Source organism: Bifidobacterium sp. B4111 (assembly GCF_026537235.1).
In the GTDB taxonomy this organism is placed as follows: domain Bacteria; phylum Actinomycetota; class Actinomycetes; order Actinomycetales; family Bifidobacteriaceae; genus Bombiscardovia.
In genome coordinates, this window is record NZ_JAFNMO010000004.1 from 170,283 (window position 1) to 193,732 (window position 23,450).

The 23,450-nt window shown below is 61.0% G+C and carries 25 protein-coding genes; 22 read left to right on the plus strand and 3 right to left on the minus strand.

The window, feature by feature from the left end:
• Positions 1–36: 36 nt before the first annotated feature.
• The 22 genes from J3T93_RS07850 (at position 37) to J3T93_RS07955 (ending at position 19,571) form a co-directional block, all read left to right on the plus strand.
• Positions 37–1,989, plus strand: a complete 1,953-nt coding sequence (locus J3T93_RS07850) for an AMP-dependent synthetase/ligase (RefSeq protein WP_267431203.1) — start codon at positions 37–39, stop codon at positions 1,987–1,989.
• A 3-nt stretch (positions 1,990–1,992) separates the two neighbouring features.
• Entirely contained in the window at positions 1,993–2,475 is a 483-nt protein-coding gene (locus J3T93_RS07855) for a peptide deformylase (protein WP_267400039.1), read from the plus strand.
• A gap of 225 nt (positions 2,476–2,700) precedes the next feature.
• The gene (rpsB, locus tag J3T93_RS07860) at positions 2,701–3,570 is read left to right on the plus strand and encodes a 30S ribosomal protein S2 (RefSeq protein WP_267431204.1); all 870 of its coding nucleotides are present in this window, start codon (positions 2,701–2,703) and stop codon (positions 3,568–3,570) included.
• Between the two features lie 27 nt (positions 3,571–3,597).
• Entirely contained in the window at positions 3,598–4,452 is an 855-nt protein-coding gene (gene tsf / locus J3T93_RS07865) for a translation elongation factor Ts (RefSeq protein ID WP_267400038.1), read from the plus strand.
• Between the two features lie 210 nt (positions 4,453–4,662).
• Entirely contained in the window at positions 4,663–5,418 is a 756-nt protein-coding gene (gene pyrH / locus J3T93_RS07870) for a UMP kinase (RefSeq protein ID WP_267431205.1), read from the plus strand.
• 114 nt (positions 5,419–5,532) lie between these two features.
• A complete protein-coding gene (gene frr, locus J3T93_RS07875) occupies positions 5,533–6,087 on the plus strand; it encodes a ribosome recycling factor (RefSeq protein WP_267431206.1) in 555 nt (184 codons plus the stop codon).
• Positions 6,088–6,112: 25 nt separating this feature from the next.
• A complete protein-coding gene (locus J3T93_RS07880) occupies positions 6,113–7,102 on the plus strand; it encodes a phosphatidate cytidylyltransferase (RefSeq protein ID WP_267431207.1) in 990 nt (329 codons plus the stop codon).
• A 37-nt stretch (positions 7,103–7,139) separates the two neighbouring features.
• Positions 7,140–8,327, plus strand: coding sequence for a 23S rRNA (adenine(2503)-C(2))-methyltransferase RlmN (gene rlmN / locus J3T93_RS07885; RefSeq protein WP_267400033.1), 1,188 nt, complete (start codon positions 7,140–7,142; stop codon positions 8,325–8,327).
• Positions 8,328–8,440: 113 nt separating this feature from the next.
• Positions 8,441–9,217: an imidazole glycerol phosphate synthase subunit HisF gene (gene hisF, locus J3T93_RS07890; RefSeq protein ID WP_267400032.1), complete on the plus strand. Its 777-nt coding sequence runs from the start codon at positions 8,441–8,443 to the stop codon at positions 9,215–9,217.
• Between the two features lie 140 nt (positions 9,218–9,357).
• A complete protein-coding gene (gene hisI / locus J3T93_RS07895) occupies positions 9,358–9,756 on the plus strand; it encodes a phosphoribosyl-AMP cyclohydrolase (RefSeq protein ID WP_267400030.1) in 399 nt (132 codons plus the stop codon).
• Between the two features lie 86 nt (positions 9,757–9,842).
• The gene (gene trpB, locus J3T93_RS07900) at positions 9,843–11,948 is read left to right on the plus strand and encodes a tryptophan synthase subunit beta (RefSeq protein ID WP_267431209.1); all 2,106 of its coding nucleotides are present in this window, start codon (positions 9,843–9,845) and stop codon (positions 11,946–11,948) included.
• Entirely contained in the window at positions 11,948–12,868 is a 921-nt protein-coding gene (gene trpA, locus J3T93_RS07905; protein WP_267400258.1) for a tryptophan synthase subunit alpha, read from the plus strand. Before trpB ends, trpA begins: the two co-directional genes overlap by 1 nt.
• A 37-nt stretch (positions 12,869–12,905) precedes the next feature.
• Positions 12,906–13,817, plus strand: a complete 912-nt coding sequence (gene lgt / locus J3T93_RS07910) for a prolipoprotein diacylglyceryl transferase (protein WP_267400028.1) — start codon at positions 12,906–12,908, stop codon at positions 13,815–13,817.
• A gap of 90 nt (positions 13,818–13,907) precedes the next feature.
• Positions 13,908–14,573 (plus strand): ribulose-phosphate 3-epimerase, encoded by a 666-nt coding sequence (gene rpe / locus J3T93_RS07915; RefSeq protein ID WP_029678892.1) that lies wholly within the window; start codon positions 13,908–13,910, stop codon positions 14,571–14,573.
• Positions 14,574–14,604: 31 nt separating this feature from the next.
• Positions 14,605–14,868, plus strand: a complete 264-nt coding sequence (locus tag J3T93_RS07920; protein ID WP_024627692.1) for a phosphoribosyl-ATP diphosphatase — start codon at positions 14,605–14,607, stop codon at positions 14,866–14,868.
• A 50-nt stretch (positions 14,869–14,918) separates the two neighbouring features.
• Positions 14,919–15,770 carry an ATP phosphoribosyltransferase gene (gene hisG, locus J3T93_RS07925; RefSeq protein WP_267400026.1) on the plus strand — a complete coding sequence of 284 codons (852 nt, stop codon included), beginning with the start codon at positions 14,919–14,921 and terminating at the stop codon, positions 15,768–15,770.
• A gap of 4 nt (positions 15,771–15,774) precedes the next feature.
• Positions 15,775–16,389, plus strand: coding sequence for a CDP-alcohol phosphatidyltransferase family protein (locus tag J3T93_RS07930; RefSeq protein WP_029676262.1), 615 nt, complete (start codon positions 15,775–15,777; stop codon positions 16,387–16,389).
• Positions 16,382–17,338 (plus strand): DUF881 domain-containing protein, encoded by a 957-nt coding sequence (locus tag J3T93_RS07935; RefSeq protein WP_267400025.1) that lies wholly within the window; start codon positions 16,382–16,384, stop codon positions 17,336–17,338. The genes J3T93_RS07930 and J3T93_RS07935 overlap by 8 nt, the downstream gene beginning before the upstream one ends.
• 1 nt (position 17,339) lies before the next feature.
• Positions 17,340–17,672, plus strand: coding sequence for a small basic family protein (locus J3T93_RS07940; protein ID WP_015021764.1), 333 nt, complete (start codon positions 17,340–17,342; stop codon positions 17,670–17,672).
• Between the two features lie 4 nt (positions 17,673–17,676).
• On the plus strand, positions 17,677–18,510 hold the full coding sequence (locus J3T93_RS07945; protein WP_024627696.1) for a DUF881 domain-containing protein: 834 nt from the start codon (positions 17,677–17,679) through the stop codon (positions 18,508–18,510).
• Between the two features lie 6 nt (positions 18,511–18,516).
• Positions 18,517–18,960 (plus strand): FHA domain-containing protein, encoded by a 444-nt coding sequence (locus J3T93_RS07950; protein WP_267400022.1) that lies wholly within the window; start codon positions 18,517–18,519, stop codon positions 18,958–18,960.
• 14 nt (positions 18,961–18,974) lie between these two features.
• A complete protein-coding gene (locus J3T93_RS07955; protein WP_416378836.1) occupies positions 18,975–19,571 on the plus strand; it encodes a MerR family transcriptional regulator in 597 nt (198 codons plus the stop codon).
• 158 nt (positions 19,572–19,729) lie between these two features.
• On the opposite strand, the gene J3T93_RS07960 is transcribed toward J3T93_RS07955, so the two are convergent.
• From J3T93_RS07960 to J3T93_RS07970, 3 genes are all read right to left on the minus strand, one after another.
• Positions 19,730–20,461 carry an HAD hydrolase-like protein gene (locus J3T93_RS07960; RefSeq protein ID WP_267400020.1) on the minus strand — a complete coding sequence of 244 codons (732 nt, stop codon included), beginning with the start codon at positions 20,459–20,461 and terminating at the stop codon, positions 19,730–19,732.
• Positions 20,454–20,801: an RNA polymerase-binding protein RbpA gene (locus J3T93_RS07965; RefSeq protein WP_267431211.1), complete on the minus strand. Its 348-nt coding sequence runs from the start codon at positions 20,799–20,801 to the stop codon at positions 20,454–20,456. The genes J3T93_RS07960 and J3T93_RS07965 overlap by 8 nt, the downstream gene beginning before the upstream one ends.
• A gap of 84 nt (positions 20,802–20,885) precedes the next feature.
• Entirely contained in the window at positions 20,886–23,450 is a 2,565-nt protein-coding gene (locus J3T93_RS07970; RefSeq protein WP_267431212.1) for a DEAD/DEAH box helicase, read from the minus strand.

The following is a 23,450-nucleotide window of genomic DNA, read 5'->3' on the forward strand; positions in this document are numbered from 1 at the left end:
GGCGGCTTTGGCGGGTTGACCCATATGATGGTGGGTATGTTGCGTGAATATACGGTCGAGCTTCAACACCCGACGACGGACAAGGACACCATCTATTCACTCCTGGCAAAACGCACCGCCCGTGACCCTGAAGAGCTGGTTGCCCAGTGGCAGGATCCCATGACCAGAAACTGGCACAATGTCAAGGCCGGGCAGATGTCCGCACGGGTCCGCGCCGTGGCCAAGGGCATGATGGCTTTGGGCGTGGAAAAGGGCAGCACTGTGGTCATCTACGCCTCCACCAGTTATGACTGGGGGGTTACGGACTTTGCCTGCGCTGCCATCGGGGCGGTCTCTGTGCCCATCTACGAGACCGACTCGCCCAGCCAGGCCCAGAAGATCGTTCAGGATGTGGACTGCATCCTGGCCTTTGCCGGTGACTCAGAGCATGCACAGATCCTGGAGCAGGTCCGGGGATCCTCGCCCAAGCTCAAGTACGTCTTCAATTTCGAAGCCGGGGGCCTGAACGCAGTCAGCGAATTCGGCCAGGGGATCGAAGATGAGCGCCTGGATCAGGCCATTGCCCAAGTCAAGGCCGACGATCTGGCCACCATCGTCTACACTTCGGGCTCAACTGGGGAGCCCAAGGGCGCCATGCTCTCCAACCGGAACTTCGTCCACATCGTCTTTGTGGGCTGGGATGTGCTCTACCACATGCTGGCAGCGCCCTCCCGCCTGATGCTCTTCCTGCCCCTTGCCCACTGCTTCGCCCGCTACATCCAGTATGTGGCTATCGGCGCCCAGGGCGTGGTCGGATACGTCTCCAACGCCAAGCACCTGCTGACCGATCTGCGCACCTTCCGGCCCACATATCTGCTGGGCGTGCCACGCGTCTTCGAGAAGGTCTACAACGCTGCCTCGCAAAAGGCCGGCACCGGCATGGCCGGCAAGGTCTTCGCTAAGGCCACCAAGCACTTCATCAAGTGGTCCAAGGACGAGCAGGAGGGGAACGGTCATTCGCTGTTTACCCGCCTCGCCCACGCCTTCTACACCAAGACCGTCGGCAATACGATCGAGTCCGCCCTGGGCTCCAACCTGAGTTACCTGGCCTGCGGCGGCGCGCCCATGAACGCCGACCTGGCCCATTTCTTCAACGGGATCGACGGGATCACCTTCATTCAGGGCTACGGGATGACCGAGACGGCAGCGCCCTGCATCGTCAACTTCGAGGATGCCAACGAGGTGGGATCTGTCGGCCGCCCTGGCTCGGGCATCACGGTCAGGCTGAGCGACGACGATGAGCTCCTGGTCAAGGGTCCCAGCGTCTTCATGGGCTACTACCACCAGCCTGAGCTTGATTCCACCGTGCTCGATAAGGATGGCTGGCTCCACACCGGTGATCTGGCCCAGATCGACGACCAGGGCTTCGTCTTCATCACCGGCCGCAAAAAGGACGTCATCATCACCGCCGGCGGCAAGAACGTGAGCCCGGCTCCCCTGGAGGATGTCATCAGCACCTGCCCCGTAGTCTCCCAGGCCGTGGTCGTGGGCGACGGCAGGCCCTTCGTAGGTGCCCTGGTCACCCTGGACGCCGGGATGCTGAAGTCCTGGCTGACCTCCCAGGGTCTGGACGCTGACATGAGCATGGAGCAGGCCAGCCACAACGAGGCCATCCATGCCTTCATCCAGCAGTATGTGGACAAGGCCAACTGCAACGTCTCGCGGGCCGAGTCGGTGCGTAAGTTCCTGGTGCTGGACAAGGACTTCAGTCAGGAGGACGGCACCCTGACCCCCAGCCTGAAGGTGGTGCGCCCCGAGGTGCTCCGCCAGTACGCTGAACTCGTGGATAAGGTCCTCTATGCGCCTAGGACGCCAGCCAAGCCTGCTGCCAAGGAGAACGACATTGTCAGCAGGGCACGGACCACCATGAGCGATTCCCTGGCAAGCATGACCGGACGCAAGCGTGATGGCCGCCAGGAGGAGGAAGCGGCCCCGGAGGACGAGGAGTAAGCAGTGGCGATTCGTACAATCAGAGTGGTTCCCGATCCGGTTTTGCGAACCCCCTGCGATCCAGTGACCAGCATCACCCCGGCTGTGCGCAGTCTGGTCCGTGACCTGGTGGACACCGTGGACGACCCGGGCAGGGCAGGCCTGTCGGCCAATCAGATCGGGGTGGGCCTGCGCGTCTTCTCCTACAACATTGGTGGCAAGGTGGGCTACATCATCAATCCGGTCATCGACAAGGCCTCCGGCGAGCAGTATGGCGAGGAGGGATGCCTGTCCCTGCCCAACCTCTGGTATCCGACCAGGCGTGCCGACTACGCCCGAGCACACGGCATCGACCTGGATGGCAAGACGGTGACTCTTGAGGGCCATGGCATCATGGGGCGGATGATCCAGCACGAGTGCGATCACCTGGACGGCCATGTCTATGTGGATCGGCTGGAGAGCGACGTCCGTCGCAAGGCCATGCAGCAGCTGAGATCAGCTAGGTAGGCAGAGGGCGAACATGATACCCGAGGTCATTGGCCTCGGGTATCATGGTAATTCGGCGTGTCACTGCGCAGGTCTGCTGTCACGGGCGGGCAGGCGCGCCAAGCGTATTCCCGAACACACGCCGCAAATTCGCGCCATGTCCGCGACGTCCTGTGTCGGTCGGCTCCTCGGAGTTGCACGCAGGTGCACATGGCCAGGCAATAACCGACAATGAAAGGTATAGACATGGCACAGATCACCATGAGCGAAATGCTGAAGGCCGGCGTCCACTTCGGACACCAGACCCGTCGTTGGAACCCCAAGATGAAGCAGTACATCCTGATGGAGCGCAACGGCATCCACATCATCAACCTCTTCAAGTCGCTCGGTCTGATCGACCAGGCCTATGACTTCATCAAGCAGACAGTCGCCCACAACGGCACCGTGCTCTTCGTGGGGACCAAGAAGCAGGCCCAGGAGGCCATCAAGGCCCAGGCCACCCGGGTGAACATGCCCTACGTCTCCGAGCGTTGGCTGGGTGGCATGCTGACCAACTTCCAGACCGTGACCAAGCGGGTCGGCCGCTTGAAGGAGCTGGAGGAGATGGACTTCGACGACGTGCACGGCTCGGGGCTGACCAAGAAGGAGCTCCTGCTGCTGCGTCGCGAGAAGGACAAGCTGGAGCGTCAGCTGGGCGGCATCCGCAACATGAACCGCACCCCTTCGGCCCTGTTCGTGGTCGACATCAACAAGGAGGCCCTGGCGGTCTCCGAGGCCAACAAGCTGGGTATCCCGGTCGTGGCCCTGGTGGACACCAACACGGATCCCGAACTTGTCACCTACCCCATTCCCGCCAACGATGATGCCATCCGTGGCGTCGAGCTGCTGACCAGGCTGATGGCCGATGCCGTGGCTGACGGTCTGTTGGAGCGTTCCGGCAAGGCCGCCAAGACCGAGGAGGCCTCCGACCAGCCCATGGCCGAGTGGGAGAAGAACCTGCTGGAGAACAAGGACGGACAGCCGCAGGAGCAGGCCCAGGAGACTGCCCAGGCTCCCCAGGCCGAGCAGCCTGCGCAAGAGCAGAAGGAGACCCCCGCTGCCGATCAGGCTGCCTGAAATCTGACGTCTAGATAGGAGAGTTTCATGGCAAAAATCACCGCTGCACTGATCAAGGAGCTGCGCGATCAGACCGGCGCCGGCATGATGGACGTCAAGAAGGCCCTGACCGAGGCCGAGGGCGACATGGCCCGCGCCAAGGAGATCATCCGCGCCACCGGTATCCAGGCCGCAGGCGCCCGCGAGGGTCGCAAGGCTCAGGAGGGCTTGATCGCCTCCACCGTCGTCGAGGGCGGACAGGGTCAGATCGGCTACGCCGTCGAGCTCAACTCCGAGACCGACTTCGTGGCCAAGACCCCTCAGTTCGTCGAGTTCGGCCAAGAGGTCATCGACGACGTGGCCAAGGCTGATGCCTCCAACGTCGAGCAGGTCGATGCCGCTCCATCCAAGTCCGGCACCGTCAAGGAGACCGTAGAGGAGGCCGGCGCGCTCTTCCATGAGCACGTCAAGGTCGGCCAGGTGGCCCGGGTCGAGGGCCCCCGTGTGGAGATTTACGCCCACCGCAAGTCCGTGGAAATGCCCCCCTCTATTGTGGCCATGATCGCCACTGATGAGGCCGGCGCCCAGGTGGCCCATGAGGTGGCCCTGCAGATCTCCGCCATGAGCCCCAAGTGGCTCAGCCGCGAGGATGTGCCTGCCGACGTGGTGGAGTCCGAGCGTCGCGTGGCCACTGAGAAGTCCCAGGCCGAAGGCAAGCCCGAGAAGATTATCCCCAAGATCGTCGAGGGGCGTCTGAACGCCTTCTTCAAGGAGACCGTCCTGCTGGAGCAGCAGTATGTCAAGGACACTTCCAAGACCATTGGCGACCTCTTCAAGCAGGCTGGCGGCAAGGCTCTGGCCTTCGCCCGTCTCGAGGTCGGCAAAGGCGACGAAGAGGAGTAGCCCAGCAATGTACTGAGTTGCCTGGCCTGATCCTGAGCTGAGGGATAGGCAGATGACCGGCATTGATGGTAATTGACGATAGGGGAGTGGCTTTCGTGGCTGCTCCCCTTCTTTTGTCCCGAGCCTGACCAAGAAGGGGTTGTCGTCCAGCCCCGATACCCTAATTACCGGCGTATTCCGCCCGTCATCATGTTTGGAGAAAGGGCTTTTATGACTGGATCCGATTCAGCGCAAAACCCAGCATCGCCTCGTCGTGTGCTGCTCAAGCTCTCCGGAGAGGCCTTCGGGGGAGGCGAGGTCGGCATCGACGTGCAGGTGGTCATGCGGGTGGCCAAGGAGATCGTCCAGGCGGTACAGGGCGGCGTGCAGGTGGCCATCGTGGTGGGCGGCGGCAACTTCTTCCGCGGAGCCGAGCTCAGCCAGGCCGGAATCGAGCGTTCGCGCGGCGACTACATGGGCATGCTGGGTACGGTCATGAACTGCCTGGCCCTGCAGGACTTCCTGGAGCAGGATGGTCAGGCCACCAGGGTGCAGACAGCCATCACTATGGGCCAGGTGGCCGAGCCCTATATCCCGCTCAAGGCCATCCGTCATCTGGAAAAGGGTCGTGTGGTCATCTTCGGTGCCGGATCAGGCATGCCTTACTTCTCCACCGACACCGTCTCCATCCAGCGGGCTCTGGAGATTCATTGCGTCGAGGTCCTCATGGGCAAGAACGGTGTGGATGGCGTGTATACGGCTGATCCGCACAAGCAGGCTTCTGCGCGCATGTTCACCAATCTGAGCTATCAGCGGGCTCTGGTGGACAACTTGGCCGTCATGGATGCGGCAGCCCTGTCCATGGCCCGGGACAACGATATGCCTATCCGTGTCTTCGGACTGGAGGGTGATGGCAACGTGACCGGAGCGCTCGAGGGCCAGCGTCTGGGCACCCTGGTCCACGGTGGTCCTGATCGTACCCTGTGACCGGTTGCGGGCACACCCCGCGCCGCTTGGCCCCTGTGGCCCCATGGCCGTAGAGTATAAGAATGACGGACCTCGCGCGCACAGGCGGATGGTCCATACAGCAAGGAGCAGATCATGACCACAGTGGTGGACCAGGCCGGAAGGCAGATGGACAAGAGCATCGAGGCGACCAAGGAGAACTTCTCGGGAATCAGGACCGGGCGTGCCAACCCCTCCTTCCTCAACGACATCATGGTGGAGTACTATGGCACTCCCACGCCCATCAAGTCGCTGGCATCCATCGGCGTCCCGGAGCCTCGCACCCTGGCCGTCACCCCCTTCGACTCCTCCCAGGCGGGTGCGGTCGAGAAGGCCATTCGCGATTCGGACCTGGGCGTCAACCCTAGCCGTGACGGCAACGTCATCAGGGTCACCATGCCCGAGCTGACCGAGGAGCGCCGCCGGGATTACGTCAAGCTGGCCAAGACCAAGGCTGAGGAGGGCAAGGTGGCCGTCCGCAACATCCGGCGCAAGGTCAAGGAAGAGCTGGAGGCCAAGGTCAAGGATGGCGACCTGGGCGAGGATGAAGGCAACCGGCTGCAGAAGGAGCTGGAGACCGTCACCAAGCAGAAGAACGACATGATTGATCAGCTCCTGGATGCCAAGGAGAAGGAGATCCTCGAGGTCTGATCCGCCTGGGGAGGGTCCACACTTCATGAGTACTAAGGAAAGCTCGGCCGAGAAGGCCAGTCAGGATGCCGTCGCAAGCCTGAACAAGCGGACCGGACGCAACATGCCGCAGGCGGTGGCCACTGGCGCGCTTCTGGTGGTCATCATCCTGGCCTGCATCCTGGTGCGCATCGACGCATTCATCTACCTGATCGTGATCTTCATGACCCTGGGGCTTTGGGAGCTCAGGGTGGACTTTGCCACGGCTGGCCTGCATATACCGGTGGTCGAGCTCTGGATCTGCTCGGCTGCCACCATGCTGGCCTCCTTCTACGCTCCTGATCACGTGGCGGTCATGACCGCCGGAGTTCTGATCACCGCTCTGGTCGGGGCCCTTGCGGCCACCCGCAACCATCGCCTGGGCGGTCGGCTGGTCAAGGCGGTGAACGCCAAGCTCTCGGGCAAGGATGCGCAGACCATGGCCGATGCCTCCTATGGCGCCTCAGATGGGGAGAACCGATCAAGCAGCCTGGCCAATGTGGGCGTCACCCTTCTGACCGTTGTCTACATCACCCTTCTGGCCTGTCTGATAACCCTGCCCACCACCTTCGGCGGGCATCCTGCCGCACACGCATTCATGGTGATTTTCCTGCCCGCCTTAAGCGACATCGGTGGTCTTCTCTTTGGCTCGCTCTTCGGTAAGCACAAGATCTCGCCCCGCATCTCTCCCGGCAAATCCGTGGAGGGGTTGGCAGGCTCCATGCTCTGCTGTCTGGTTGGCGCCCTGGTTATCTTCGCGGCCACCTATCCCATGGCGGTTTGGGGGCGGATCTGGTGGGTCGCCCTGCTCATGGGCATCATGGTCGGAGCCACAGGCACCCTAGGGGACCTGAGCGCATCCTTGATCAAACGTGACCTGGGGATCAAGGACATGGGCCACCTGCTCAAGGGCCATGGCGGAGTGCTGGACAGGGTGGATTCCATCCTCATGTCCGCACCGTTCATCACACTGGTTCTTTTGATTACCGGTCTGTGACCGGTATTTGACGGCTGATACAGGATGAGGTAGAGGTATGACAGATGTCGATTTGACCGGTGCCGAGCCTGAAACCGGCATCACCCCAGGAGGCGAGGATGGGGCTTTCCGCGACGTTCTGGCGGCCGACCACGCCCGTCGAGGCAAGCCACCGCGCCACTTTACGGATATGGACCAGCATGAGCGTCAGGAGGTCTGCGCGCAACTGGGTCTGCCGAAATTTCGGGTCTCGCAGCTGGCCAACCATTACTTCAACCATCTGTCCACCAATCCGGACGACTTCACGGACTTTCCCGCAGCCAGCCGTCAGGAGGCCGTGCACCGCTTCTTCCCTGAACTGATCACCCCGGTCACTGTCCAGAAGGCGGACCAAGGGACGACCATCAAGACCCTCTGGGAGCTCTTCGACGGGTCCAGGATCGAGTCCGTGCTTATGCGCTATCCCTCCAGAGCCACCCTCTGCATCTCCAGTCAGGTCGGCTGCGGTATGGGCTGTCCCTTCTGCGCCACCGGTCAGCTTGGATTGACCCGGAACATGTCGACCGGCGAGATTCTGGAACAGGTCAGGGCCGCCTCCCGGATGATGCGGTCCGGACAGGTTGCCGGAGGCCCGGGACGTCTGAGCAACATCGTCTTCATGGGGATGGGCGAGCCCATGGGCAACTATCGGGCTGTGCTTTCCGCAGTCAGACAGATCAGTGCCCTGCCACCCAAGGGATTCGGCATCTCGGCTAGGAACATCACCGTCTCCACGGTCGGTGTGGTCCCCGGCATCCGCAAGCTGACCAAAGAGGGCATTCCGGTCCGTCTGGCCGTCTCCCTCCATGCTCCCAGCGATAAGTTGCGCGACGAGCTGGTTCCCATGAACAGACGCTTCAACACCACCCAGGTTCTGGACGCGGCCCACGACTACTACCTGGCTAGTGGCAGACGGGTCAGCATCGAGTATGCCCTGATGCGAGGCATCAACGACCAGGCCGAGCATGTCCGCCTTCTGGCCAAGCGCCTCAATCATTACGGGGACGACTGGGCTCATGTCAATCCCATACCCTTGAATCCAATCGAGGGGTCCCGTTGGACGGCCTCCAAGCCCGAGGACGAGCAGCGCTTCCTGGACATCCTCCACAAGGCCGGAATCACTGCAACCATGAGGGACACTCGCGGATCGGACATCGACGGTGCCTGCGGGCAGCTGGCAGCCAAGGCCGTCAAGCTTCAGGCCTGAATCAGCTTTTACAATGCGTTCATGCCATAGTGTGGACATGCCAGGGCCTTCGGACACCAGAGCAGCTAAGGTCTTGACTCAAACAAATCGGTTCAGGCAGGAAGGCAGGTCGCATGGCGGTAGCGGTTCGTGTCATTCCCTGCCTGGATGTCGACCAGGGCCGTGTGGTCAAAGGCGTCCACTTCAAAAATCTGCGCGATGCGGGCGACCCGGTCGAACTGGCTTCCGCTTACTACCAGCAGGGCGCTGACGAACTGACTTTTCTGGATGTGACTGCCTCTGGAAGCGGGCGAGCCACCATGGTGGACCTGGTCAAGAGCACTGCCGACCAGATCTTCATTCCATTGACCGTCGGCGGAGGTGTGCGGACGCCGCAGGATGTCGACACTCTCCTGCGGTCAGGGGCCGACAAGGTCGGCATCAACACGGCAGCCATTGCCAATCCGCAGGTCATCGGGGATATCGCCCAGCGGTTCGGTCGTCAGGTCCTGGTGCTTTCGGTCGATGCCCGCCGATCCAATGCCCAGGGCATTACCTCAGGATATGAGGTGACCACCATGGGTGGCAAGCAGTCCACCGGCATCGATGCCATCGACTGGGTCAAGCAGGCTCAAAAGCTTGGAGCCGGTGAGATCCTCCTCAACTCCATGGATGCAGACGGCACCCGTCAGGGATTCGATCTGGAGATGATCGCCGACGTGCGCAAGGCTGTCTCTCTTCCGCTCATCGCTAGCGGTGGCGCAGGCAAGGCCGCCGATTTTCCTCCTGCGGTCAAGGCCGGGGCCGATGCGGTCCTGGCGGCTTCCGTCTTCCATTTCGGCCAGGTGTCCATCAAGGATGTCAAGCAGGCGCTTCATACGGCCGGGTATCCGGTTCGATGGCAGGCCTGAACCCAATCTGGCAGATAATTTCGACATCATATGCTGCATGGCATTTGCTGGCCATGCTGGCAGTCATCGGGAAACCATACCCATACCGTAAACAATCAACCGGCAAGGATGTGTCGGACAAATCAGGAGAATGAGAATCAATGTCACAGTCTTCGAAGGACCAGGAAGCACGTTTGGATCCGAGCATAGCGGCCAGGCTGAAGAAGGATTCCAAGGGACTTGTTGCCGCTGTGGTCCAACAGTATGACAGCCGTCAGGTGCTCATGGTCGGGTACATGGATGAGGAGGCCCTGAGACGGACCCTGACTACAGGAAGGGTCACCTTCTGGTCCCGCTCCAGACAGGAATACTGGCGCAAGGGGGAAACCTCCGGGCATGTCCAATACGTCAAGGGCGTCAGCATCGACTGCGACGGGGACGCCTTGCTTATCGAAGTCGACCAGGTGGGGGCGGCCTGCCACACCGGACACAGGTCGTGTTTTGAAGCCGGAGGACCCTTGCCTGCGGTGCAGGGCAATCGTACTCAGACACAGATGTAGAGCGAGGAAGGGTAATGGGTAATCCAGTGGAGAAAGACGCTAAGGTTGTGACAGGGAATACACAAGAAACTGGAGGGAAGGGCTCTATGACCGTCTTGGATGAACTGGTGGCCGGCGCCGTGGAGGATGCAAGGAGCCGGGTGCAACAGATTCCCTTGGAAAGTCTCAAGCAACAGGTCAGGAGCATGAAGCGCAAACCTCTGGATGCCGCGCGACTGCTCAGGGAGAGCGTCGGTATTCCGATCATCGCGGAAATCAAGCGAGCCTCGCCCTCCAAGGGGTACCTTGCCGACATCAAAAATCCCGCCGCTCTAGCCCGGCAGTATGCCAACGGGGGTGCCTCGGCCATATCGGTCCTGACCGAGGGCAGGCGCTTCCTGGGATCCTTGGAGGATCTGCGACAGGTCAGACAGGCCGTGGGCATTCCCGTGCTCAACAAGAACTTCATCGTCTCCGACTACCAGGTCTGGGAGTCCAGGGCCAACGGGGCCGACATGATCCTACTGATTGTGGCGGCCTTGGATGACACACGTCTCAAGCACCTGCTGGACCTGGCCGGGAGCCTGGGCATGACCGCCCTGGTCGAGACGCATGATCGTCAGGAGATCGAGCGGGCCATCGCGGCCGGTGCCAAGGTGATTGGCATCAACGCCCGGAATCTGAAGGACCTGAGCGTCGACGTCGACCAGTATGCCCGCCTGGCTTCCAACCTGCCCAAGGATGTGGTCAAGGTGGCCGAGTCCGGAGTGTTCGGCACGGTCGAGCTGGAGCGGTACGCGCGGGCAGGGGCCGATGCGGTCCTGATAGGAGAAGGTCTGGTCACCTCCCAGGACCAGGAGGGTACGGTTCGCTTGCTGGTTCAGGCTGGCCACCGCTTCAAGGCCGCCGAGACCAGACCCCTGTCGACCCATGGCGGTCCCTATTTCGGCCCCTATGGCGGACGTTTCGTCCCTGAGGCCCTGGTGGGCGCCCTTGATGAGCTGGAGCGTGTCTACAAGGAGGCCAAGGCCGATCCGGCCTTCCGTGAGGAGCTGAACAGACTCAACCGTGTCTATGTGGGGCGTCCCTCGGCCCTGACACCGGCGCCTCGGTTCGCCAAGCTGATCGGCGATCGGGTCGGCGGCCAGGTCAGGGTCTTCCTGAAAAGGGAGGACCTGAACCACACGGGCGCCCACAAGATCAACAACGCCCTGGGTCAGGGGCTCCTGGTCAAGCGCATGGGCAAGACCCGGGTCATCGCGGAGACCGGTGCCGGTCAGCACGGCGTGGCCACGGCCACGGTCTGTGCCCTCCTGGGCTTCAAGTGCCGAATTTACATGGGGCAGATCGATGCCCGCAGACAGGCCCTGAACGTGGCCAGGATGCGGATGCTGGGAGCCGAAGTCGTCGAGGTGACCACCGGGACCAGGATCCTCAAGGACGCCATCAATGAGGCCCTGCGTGACTGGGTGACCAACGTGGAGTCCACCCACTACCTGTTGGGCACGGTTGCCGGCCCCCATCCCTTCCCAACCATCGTCAGGGACTTCCAGAAGATCATCGGCGAAGAGGCATCCGCACAGCTTTCCGCATACGGCATCGACCATCCTGACGGGGTTGTGGCCTGCGTCGGCGGGGGTTCCAACGCCATCGGCATCATGAACACCTTCCTGGACGATCCACGGGTCTCCCTTTACGCATATGAGGCCGGCGGGGACGGGCCCAAGTCGGGCAAGCACGCCATCCGCCTGTCGCCAGGCACCGGTCAGATCGGCGTCTTCCAAGGAACCAAGTCCTATCTCTTGGAGGACGACCAGGGTCAGACCATGGACACCTACTCCATCTCCGCCGGTCTGGATTACGCCTCGGTGGGACCCGAGCATGCCTGGCTGCACGACATGGGCCGGGTCAAGTATGACTACGCAACCGATAAGGAGGCCATGCAGGCTTTCAGCGACCTCTGCCGGACCGAGGGCATCATCCCTGCCCTGGAGTCCTCGCACGCCTTGGCCGGAGCCAGCAAGGCGGCCACCGACCTTTTGCGCAAGGGAATCAGGAATCCTGTCATTCTGATCAACATCTCGGGCAGGGGCGATAAGGATGTAGCCACGGCGGGCAGATGGTTCGGCTACCTGTCCGAGCAGGAGGCCAGCGCTTTGGAAGCCCAGGCCGGGCACAGCAGAAGCGATCAAGCAGAAGAGGAGGCCCGATGATGGTCAACCAGCAATGGCAGTGGCAGAAAGCGCCCGTCCAGCCTGTCCAACCCAAGCCTGTGCAATCCCAGCCTGTCCAACCTAAGGGGTTCAGCCGCACGGCCAGCCCGGTGGCGTCCACGCTGCAGACCCTCCGCCAAGAGGGCAGGCCAGCATTCATCGGCTACTTCCCCTACGGATTCCCTGACGTGCCCACATCCTTGGAGGCCATGCGGGTCATGGTGAAAAGCGGGGTCGACATCGTCGAGATCGGGCTGCCCTACAGCGACCCGGTCATGGATGGCCCGGTCATCCAGGCGGCCAGCAAGTGTGCCATCGACAATGGCGTCAAGGTCGAGGGTGTCTTCGACGCGGTCCGCCAGGTTCAGGCGGACGGTGCCAGGGCTCTGGTCATGAGCTACTGGAATCTGATCATGCATCACGGAGTAGCGGATTTTGCCGCCCGGATGGCCGAGGCCGGCGGGTCCGGGCTGGTCACCCCGGATCTGATCGTCGACGAATCCGGGGAATGGATAGAGCAGTCGGATCGGTATGGTCTTGACCGGGTCTATCTGGTCTCGCCCGACTCAACTGATGCACGTCTGCAGATCACCTCCCGTGCAGCCAGAGGATTCGTCTACGCGACCTCCCGGATGGGCGTGACCGGCGAACGTACCAGTATGTCCAACTCGGCGCAGAACCTGGTGGCGAGAGTCAGGCAGGCTGGGGCCCCTTATGTATGCGTGGGCATCGGGGTGTCTACCGCCCAGCAGGCCTCCCAGGTCGGCGCCTACGCGGACGGGGTCATCGTCGGCTCGGCCCTGGTCCACTGCCTTCTGGATGACGAGGGCAGGCCGCGGAAGGACCGTAGAAAGGCACTGGAGTCTCTGGCTGAGGTTTGCTCCGACCTGCGTTGGGGCATCTCACAGGCCAGGAAGTGAGTGGGGCTGTAAGGCCCAGGGGCTAGATTGGGGCTTTATGACGCTTGCCTACATTCCATCGCCAGGAATCTCCAGTTTCCATCTGGGGCCGGTCACCATCCGGTTTTACGCGCTGACCATGCTTCTGGCCATCATCGTGGCTGCCTGGATCACCGCCAGGCGCTGGAAGAAGGAGGGTGGCCGGACCGACCAGATTCTGGACATCGCCATCTGCGCAGTACCGGCCGGCATCGTCGGCGCCAGGCTCTACCACGTCATCACCACACCTGAGCGGTATTTCGGAGCTGATGGCAATCCAGCCGATATTCTGCGCATCTGGCGTGGCGGTTTGGGCATCTGGGGTGCGGTCCTCCTGGGAGCACTGGCAGCCTGGGCCTGGTGCCGTCACAAGAGCTACCCGACCGCCCTGCTGGCCGACAGTGTGGCTCCTGCCCTTTTGGTGGCCCAGGCCATCGGGCGGCTGGGCAACTGGTTCAACCAGGAACTCTACGGGGCCCCAACCACGCTGCCCTGGGGACTGAAGATCGATGCGGCAGGTTCCGCCATTGGCAGCAGCGAACAGTGCTATGACGGGGCCACCTGTCCGACAGGCACCCTCTTCCAACCCACATTTCTGTATGAGATGATCTGGAACCTGATTGGCGCAGCCCTCCTGGTCTGGATCGGCCACAAGGCCGTGAACGTGCTCAAGGCTGGCTCGCTCTTCGCCCTCTATGTCATGTGGTACACCCTGGGGCGCACCTGGATCGAGGCCCTTCGCATCGACTTCGCCCACGAATTCCTGGGTGTCAGGGTCAACGTCTGGGTGTCCATGACGGTCTTCTTCCTGGCGGCTGCAGCCTTCGTCCTCATAGCGCGCAAGGGCAAGCCGACCTCCCTGCTGTCCGAAAAGCTGCGGACCATCACCGAGCTTGAGGTGTGTCAGGAATCCGAGGCCCGGAGCAAGTAGGACAGGGGTCAGCTATCCGGGGGTCGGTAGGTGTGCAATTGAGCCACAAACCGGTGCCGCCGGTCTTCCGTACAACATAGAATAATCTCCATGAGCATTCAGATAGCACCCAGCATTCTTTCCGCCGATTTCGCCAACTTGGAACGGGATCTCAAGGCTATTGCCAATGCCGATATGGTTCACGTGGATGTGATGGACCACCATTTCGTTCCCAACCTGACGCTTGGCGAGCCCGTGGTGGAGCGCATCTGCCAGGTGACCGACCTACCGGTGGACGTGCATCTGATGATCGAGGACCCCGACCGTTGGGCCCCGGAATTCGCCAAGCTGGGTGTTGCCTCCGTCACCTTCCATACCGGAGCCGTCCATGCCCCGGTCCGTCTGGCCCGCCAGCTGCACGACATGGGGGTCAAGGCCTGCCTGGCCGTGCGCCCTGCCGAACCTGTGGAGCCGATATTCGACATTCTCGATGAGTTTGACATGATTCTGGTCATGACCGTGGAGCCAGGTTTCGGCGGCCAGAAGTTCCTGGACAATCAGATGCCAAAGACCCGCCGCCTTCGTGACCAGATCACCGCACGCGGCCTGAAGACCCACATCCAGGTGGATGGCGGGGTAAGCCCCACGACGGCTCCTATAGTGGCAGAAGCTGGAGCCGACGTTTTGGTCGCAGGCTCCGCGGTCTACGGCGCTGACGACCCGGCCAAGGCCATTGACCAGATCAGGCAAGCCGCGCAGGTAAGCTACAAGGACTGACAGGTTTTGCAGGAAGAATGGAGATAGCCAGATGAAGACCTTCGATGGGTTGTTTGAGGAGCTTACGACCAAGGCCAAGGAACGTCCGGAAGGATCCTTGACCGTAGGCGAGCTGGATAAGGGCACGCATTTCATCGGCAAGAAAATCAATGAAGAGGCTGGAGAGACCTGGATCGCCGCTGAGTATGAGGGCAAGGAGCGGACGGCCGAGGAGATGAGCCAACTGCTGTACCACATTCAGGTCATGATGATCGATCGGGGCATCACCCTGGAGGATGTCTACAGGTATCTGTGACCCCTGATCCTATCCCGCTGTAGATTCGCTTCCGCAATTAGGAGGTTGCCGTGTTGAAGGTCGCGGTGCCCAATAAGGGCATGTTGTCCCAGCCCGCATGGAGGCTGCTGTCAGAGTCTGGCTATCGTCTGCGTTCCAACGATCGGCAACTGGTGGTGGATGACGTTGACAACGACATTCAGCTCTTTTACTTAAGGCCCAACGACATAGCGGTCTATGTCGGCTTGGGAACCATCGATCTGGGCATCACCGGGCGTGACCTTCTGCTCAACTCCGGAACCCGGGCCGTCGAGGTCACGCAGTTAGGATTCGGTGCGTCCACCTTCAGATTCGCCGCTCCGGAAGCCAGTGCCATCAACACCTTGCAGGACGTGGACGGCAAGCGCATTGGCACTACTTTCGACCGGCTTCTTGAGAACTACCTGACCAGCAAGGGACTCAAGGCCGAACTGATCCACTTGGACGGCGCAGTGGAGTCCTCAGTCCAGCTCGGGGTAGCCGACCTGATCGCCGATGTGGTCTCCACCGGCACCACCCTGCGTAACGCCGGGCTACGGGTCTTCGGCGATCCGATTCTGAAATCGGAGGGGATTCTCATCAGATCACCCCGTCTGGATCCAGATGATGAGCGGTTGGCGGTCATGTCCCGCAGGCTGGAGGGTGTGCTGACAGCCCGCCGCTATGTACTGATGGATTATGACATCCCGGTTGAACGCGTGGCCATGGCCGTGGGCATCACACCAGGCTATGAGTCGCCGACAGTCTCCTCCCTGCACGACAAGCAGTGGGCCGCAGTCAGGGCCATGGTTCCCAGGGACCAGGTGAACAACCTCATGGATCGCCTCTATGAGATCGGTGCGCGTGCCATCCTTGTAACTGCCCTTCAAGCTTCTAGAATGTAGTCGGATGGCACTGATTGATCGAATTTCACGCAGCAGGTACAGCCCTGAGCCAAGGTCGGTAATTCTCACCGTACCCAATGTCATCAGCCTGCTTCGTATCCTCTCCATACCTCTTATTGCCTATCTGGTGGCCAACCGTCATCTGATCATTTCCTTGGTGGTCATGCTGATTTCGGCCCTTTCAGACGGTGTGGATGGGATCATTGCCCGTAGGTTCAACCAGGTCAGCAAGCTGGGGCAGATCCTTGATCCGGTTGCCGATCGGCTGCTGATTCTCTGTTCCGTCCTTGCCCTGAGCATCGCCTCCATACTGCCATGGTGGCTTCTGGCCCTAGTAGGTGTCCGGGATGTGCTCATGGGTCTGTTGGTTTTGGCGCTGGCCCAGCACGATTATGGCCCCTTGCCCGTGCACTTCGCCGGCAAGACCGGAACGGCCGTGCTCATGCTGGCCATACCGGCCCTGATTTTTGCGGATGTGGGCACCTCAACCTTCTTCCGTCTCTTCCACCTGGTGGCACTTGCGGCCGTCATCTGGGGGGTTGGCCTTTACTGGCTGGCAGGGCTGATCTACGCACGCCAGGGCATCGGATTGCTTCGTCAGGACAGCCATCATGACTGAGCCGCAGATGACCCCCGAATCCTTCCACGTGCCGCCTGACCGTGCCTTGATTCACCGTCGGGCGGCTTTTTCGCATTCCAGTGCAGGTCTGGAACGCCACTATGTAGACCAGGAGAGCTCGGAGCCTGCTCAGGAATCCATGCGTCGGCGCATGGCTGATGAGTCTCTGAGGCTGATTGACGACCTGACCAACCGTCCTATGGATCCCATGTTCGAGGATGCCCGTCTGCTGCCCGCCGAGCGTAGATCGCCGCTGAGCGTATGGGTCAACCGAATACTGGTCTTCGTCATTTGTGTACTGGTCGGCCTGGCAGGCACGGGTATAGTGCAGGTGTTGCACCGGGACCCCCGTCAGAAGGTACGTGAGAAGCTCATCTCCCAGGTGGAGGCGGTCAGCAAGCGTGCCAACGATCTCAACAGTCAGATCTCGGATCTTAATGGCAACATCGATACGCTCTCGGCTCAGGAGGGCGGCCAGGGGCAAAGCAGTACGCAGACCGCTGACGATCTGACCAACGGCACCAGCAAGGTGCAGGGGCAGGGTGTCGTCATCACCTTGGCCAACCCCATTGCCTCCAAAGATTCCCGGGAGAATGCTGATCAGATCAAATTGCTCACCGACCAGGACCTGCAGTGGTTCCTGACCAAGCTTTGGTCTGCGGGGGCCGAAGCCATCGCCATCAACGGCAATAGAATAGGAACACAGACATCAGTGCGTACGGCCGGTCAGACCATTTTGGTGGGGACCACCTCGATCGAGTCACCCTATAAGATCGAAGCCATCGGCGATCAAGGTGCCTTGTCCGATCTGATGGTTCGTAGCGATCTGCAGGGCCGTCTGCGGGACCTGAAGAAGGCGAACATCACTGTCAATGTGGTCAAACAGCGACGCCTGAGTCTGAATGCAGTGAGTTTGCCCAATCTGTCCTATGCCGGAAGGAGTCATTGACATGTCGGCAATTCTCGGCCTGATCCTAGGCGTGGTGGCGGGCATCTTCCTCAAGCCCGACATTCCCATTGTCCTGCAGCCTTATTTGCCCATCATGGTGGTGGCCGCTCTGGATGCCCTGATGGGCGCGGTCCGTTCCTACTTCGAACGCAGCTTCTCGGACCGGGTCTTTGTGGTCTCCTTCATCTCCAATGTGATCACGGCAACTCTTCTGGTCTTCCTGGGTAACCAGCTGGGCGTGGGCTCTCAGCTGTCTACGGCCGTCATTGTGGTGCTGGGCATCCGCATCTTCTCCAACGTCTCCGCTATTCGACGGTTCATTTTCAAGGGGTGAGCATATGAGACACACCCTGAGGAAGAAGCGCGATGAGGGAATGCCCAAGAGCATTCCGCCTAGGAGGCCTGGACGGGTCAGGGCTCCGGCCGACGACACGCAGACCGGTGCTTTTCCGGTGGTTCGCCGTCGGCCTCTGCGCACCCTTAATTCCAACGCCACCAGGGTCAGGCTGGTTACCAGCGTCCTGGTGGCCCTAATGTGCGCCCTGTTGGGCTTTGGTTATGCGGTCCAGGTGCATAATAACCAGTCCTCCTACCAGAGTCTGTCCGAGGAGGAGCTGGTACGGGTGCTGGATGAGACCAGCAACCAGGTCGACAAGCTGGAGGAGCGCAAGAGCCAGCTCAACCAGCAGCTGACCTCCATCAAGTCCGCCGCCGACAAGCAAAAGGAAGCTGCCCGCATAGCCCAGCAGAATGAGCAGAGCAGCGGCATCCTTGCCGGGCGGCTGCCTGCACAAGGCAGGGGAGTGGTGGTGACAGTCACCGAAGACAGTGATCGGGTGGATGCTTCTACCATGTTCAATCTGATCGAAGAGCTGCGCAATGCTGGCGCTGAGGTCATATCCTTCAACGATGTCCGGGTGGTTACCAGTACTTATCTGTTGGACACCCGCACCGGCCTGCAGTGTGACCACGCCAAGCTGCGCAGCCCCTACGTTGTCAAGGCCATTGGGGATCCGGACAGCCTGCAGAATGCCGTCCAGATCGCCGGGGGAGTGGGTTCGCGGATCAAGGTGCAGTTCCATGCGACCGTATCCGTGGAGCAGTCGAATAGTGTCAGAATCGACCAGGTTCGACGCGTGCAGGACTACCAGTATGCAAAGCCTGTAGAATAGTCAATTATGACAGATCCTATTCCCACTGCGGGCGAGACGACCATCATCGGCATGCCGGCCCTGAACATTCCAGTCACCTCCAACGGTGACCGTCCACTGACCAAGGACGACTTGGTGACCATGGCACGATTGCCTGAAGGTACAGCCCTGCTGATCTCTACCAGGGGAGCGGTGTCAGGATCGCGCTATCTGTTGGACGAGGATCAGGTCAGCGTGGGTCGTGATCCGAAGGCGGACATTCTTTTGGACGATTCGACAGTCTCCCGGGCGCACGCCATATTCGTGCGGACTGACCATGGTTTTCGGGTCGAGGATACTGGCAGTCTCAACGGCACTTATGTCAACCGCGAACGCGTGGACCAGGCCGACCTGCACAATGGCGACGAGATCATGATCGGCAAGTTCAGATTGGTCTACTTCGATAATCGGGCAGTCATCGCCAAGAACTGACAGGGGGGCATGACATGGCCGGTGAGATGCCGACGCTGGTACAGGGTGAACTCTTTTCGCCTGAGCAGGCTGAGGGCACGACCCGGGGTTACCGGGGAACGGTCGCAGCCAAGGTGGCCGGCATCACCTATCGGCAGCTGGATTACTGGGCTCGCAAAAGGATTGTAGAGCCGTCAATCAAGGCCTCACACGGGTCAGGCTCCCGTAGGCTCTACTCCTTCAAGGATGCGGTTATCCTGGCTGTCCTCAAGCGTCTCTTGGATGCCGGTGTCAATTTGGTCAATGCCACGAATACGGTGAACTATCTCGAGCGTCGAACTGTTGGTCAACTCGAGCATGTAACGGTGGTCTGCGATGGTGATCAGGTCACCGAATGTTCAGGACCTGATCAGGTCTTTGCGCTGATGCAGTCCGGGCGTGCCGTTTTTGCTATCTCTGTGGGTGCTATCTGGCATCGCATGGATCTTGAGCTGCAGACCTGTGATCATGTGGATTTGACTACTGGACAGCTGACCCCGGGTCTGCCTGAGCGGCCTATCGACGAGCTGACGGCCATGCGTCTGCGCCAGCGCCTGGAGCAGCAGCACGAGCAGCGCCAGCGGGCTGCATGATTGTCGCGGTGGAAGCCGAAACAGGGGAGAAAAACGAAAAGTAATTTGACATAACGTACATTATCGGCTTACTAGGTCACTATCAGTATCCTGATAGTATTCTGACGTTTCCAGCGATTCATGGTCAATCCATTGGCGCTGACCTTGCAGTGGCATCCTCAGTGCTGAGTCTGATCGTTGTCGAAGTAATCCTCGGCAGCTTGGCACAATTGATCGACCTGGTCGATGACTCGATAGCAGCCGTGAGATTCCAGCTCTCCGGGCTCGGCATAGCCCCAGCGGCATCCCAGGCAGTCCAGGCCGGTTTCCAGCGCCCCATCGGCATCAGTCCAGCGGTCACCGGCCATAAGGGCTCGGTCGCCGAGTTTTGCATTGAAGCCAGTCTGCTCAAGTGCGTAGGTGATGACCTGGGCCTTGGTGGTTCTTGTGGAGTCCTTGCTGGCGCCATAGATGCCATCCACCAGTGGCGTCAGTCCGAAGTGGTCACAGACCGGTAGAGCCTGGTACTCGGGTTTGCAGGTGGCCACAGCCAATGTCAGACCATGTTTGCGCATACGACTCAGCTGTTCGATGATGCCGTCGAAGACAGTGGCGAGCAGGCGTCCAGGAATGTGTTGGCCAGGATGCTTCGGATCCTCGAATGCTGCTAACTCGCTGTAATAACGCCGGTAGATCTGTACGCCCTTATCGATGTCTTCCTCCCTGATGCCGTTGTGGCGCAAGGATGCTTCGATAGCTGGTCCGATGAATCGTCGAAGTTCGCTCTCATCGGGCACAGGATGACCAAGCTCTTTGAAAGTTTGTACCACAGAGGCGATAATGCCCGGATGAGAAGCAGTCAGGGTGCCGTCCAAATCCAGCAGAACCAGGCGGCGCGGCGATTTACTCATAGTCGGGGAACCATCCTTCTCGGTGCATTTTCAGGCGCTTGTCCAGCACAGCCTTGAGCTCGTCCTCGGACCGGCGCTCCAACAGCATGTCCCAGTGGGTCCTGGTCGGCTTGCCGGTTTTGCCGGACTCCTGCTCGTCGTGCCCCTCAAGGCGAGCGATCTGCCCGCAACGGCACTCCCACTCCTGCGGCACCTCAGCGCCCTCAGCCAGCGGCAGAATGGTCCGATGGCCCTTGGGGCAGATGTAGGCGACCTCGCTGCGTGCCGCGAAATCCACATTCTGATCGGATTCCAGGGACTTTGCCCCGATACTCATGCCCCGAAGACTGCGCTCTGCCATGACTCCTCCATACTCGTGTCCGTCACTGCCTCCAAGCTACAGAACAGTGTTGACCTGAAACTTATTCCCCGATTGGGTCCGTGTTCACTCCACGCCGGTGTAAGCCACAATGCCGCGATTGACCTGGTCGGCGGCGATGCTGGCAGTCCTGGCCAGGTGATGCCCTCCCCTGCCCAGATAGGGTTCCACCTGGACGATCTGGGTGAGCACATCGGACAGGCGCTTGGCGTTGCGCACGAAGTCCCCTGCCGTCAGATCGCTGTCACGCAGGATGGTGGTCAGCGAGTCGCCGCAGGCCCAGTCGTAGATGGTCGGCCCCAAGCCAAAGTCGAGTTCCGGAGGCAGTTCCAATCCGGCCTGATCGCAGCGTTCCTGCACCTGGGACCACTGACGCTTCATATCCTCCATGGCCTCAACCAGCCTGGGGGCCCGGTATCCGGCCCTCTCCCCCGGCTGCTCCCCTACCCCGCGCCGGGATTCGTAGACCAGGCCGGAGACGGCCGCCGCCAGTTCGGCGGGCTCCAGATCATCGAGGATGCCCTGATCCAGGATTTCGGCAAGGCTCAGATCCTGTTCGCTATATATGCGCCGGAGCAGCTGCCCCTTCCGCGTCAGTCGGCAGTCGTCAGGATCCACAGGCCGGGTGTAGCGCAGGTCGGCCAGAATCTGGCAGATCCTGTCGAACTGGCGTGAGACTGACCCTGTTTTGGATTCGTACTGCTCCCGGGTGCGCTGCAGCTCCTTGTCCATGCGGATCCACCGGTTTCCCCAGCGCAGGTGCTTGGACAGGTCCGGGCACTGGCGGCAGGGATGGTTGCGCTCCTGTTCGCGCAGCTGGTCGATATGCAGGTCAAGGTCATGGAATGCCCGGTGGCGGGCCTTCTCGCTGGTGAATCGTTGCCGCTTCAGTCGGCGGCGATTGTTCTTCTGGGCCGATGAGAGGGCCGCGCGGATGCGCATGAATTCGATCAGATCGCCACGGCTGCACTGGGCGGCCTTCCGGTAGTCCTCCAGGCCGTTGGTCAGGGTCTCGATGCGCTCCTCCAGCTCCGAGGCTGATCGGTTGGCCTCCCACTGGGCAAAGGAGTGGTCCAGGGTGTCTCGGGCACGCGTGTAGCTGGATGAGTTGAGCAGGTTGACGGCCATGTTGAAGGTGGGCCGGAAGCTGGAGTGCAGCGGGTAAACCCTCCGGCTGGACAGCGCAGCCATGGTCTTGGGGCTGAAATCCCAGTGATCGACCACCACCACATGGCCGATGTCGTCGATGCCGCGCCTGCCAGCTCGACCGGTCAGCTGGGTGAACTCACCGGGTGTCAGGGCTACATGGCCGGTGCCGTCGAACTTCTCCAGCTTCTCGACCACCACGCAGCGGGCGGGCATGTTTATGCCCAGAGCAAGGGTTTCAGTGGCGAAGACCACCTTGAGCAGCCCCAACTCAAACAAGTGTTCGACTATCTGCCGGAAAAGGGTGACCACGCCGGCATGGTGGGCGGCGAAGCCCTGCTCCAGAGCGAAGCGGAACTGGGAGAATCTCAACGCCCTGAGATCCTCCTTGCTGAGCTGGCCGGCTGCCATGGAGTCCACGATGTGCCGTATGCGGCGGGCTTCCTCGTCGGTGGTCAGCTGCAGCCCTGCCCGGATGCACTGCTGGACGGCCTGGTCGCAGCCCGTGCGGGAGAAGATGAAGTAGATGCCGGGCAGCATATCCATGAAGTCAAGCTCATCGACCACATCGGCCCGGCTTGGGCGATACCGCTCCCCCATTCGTCGCTCCGGCCTGCCGCCCCGGCCATGGCGATGATGGTGACCTTTGTCGCGGGCCTGGGCGCGCTCCTGCCCCGCCTTGTCCAGCTGGGCCAGCCGGGAGACCAGGCGCGGGTTGATTTTTGGTGTCTGCCGTCCTGAACCATCGTGCCGATACAGGTCCAGGATCTCGGGCTCGGTGTGGCTGTCAGCCTGGATCAGGACATGCTGCTCCAGCGGCACGGGCCGTCGCTCGGACACCACCAGATGGGTGCGACCGCGCACAGAGGAGATCCAGTCGGAGAATTCCTCCACGTTGGACACGGTGGCCGACAGCCCGACGATTCGGGTGGAGGATGGAAGATGGATGATGACCTCTTCCCAGACGGGCCCCCGGAAGCGGTCGGCCAGATAGTGGACCTCGTCCAGGATTACGTACTTCAGGGCCGTCAGGGTGGAGGACTGCTCGTAGAGCATGTTGCGCAGGACCTCGGTGGTCATGACCACGATGTCCGCCTCGGAGTTGATGGAGGTGTCGCCGGTCAGCAGCCCCACCCGGTCCTCGCCGTACCGGTCGACCAGGTCATGGTATTTCTGGTTGCTCAGCGCCTTGATGGGGGTGGTGTAGAAGGTCTTGACGTTCTGTTCCTGGGCCAGGAATACTGCGAAGTCGGCTACGATGGTCTTGCCGGCGCCGGTCGGAGCGGCCACCAGGACGTTGTCGCCATCCTCCAGGGCGGTGATGGCCTCCAGCTGGAAGTCATCCAAGGGGAAGGGCAGCTTGGACTGAAAGCGTGCGGGCGCCCCGGTCATGCGTTTGCGGTGACGGCTGAAACGAGCGTAGCGTTCCGCCGGCCCCGGTTCGGATGTCGATGAATTCTGTCCGTGGTGACGATGACCTGACAT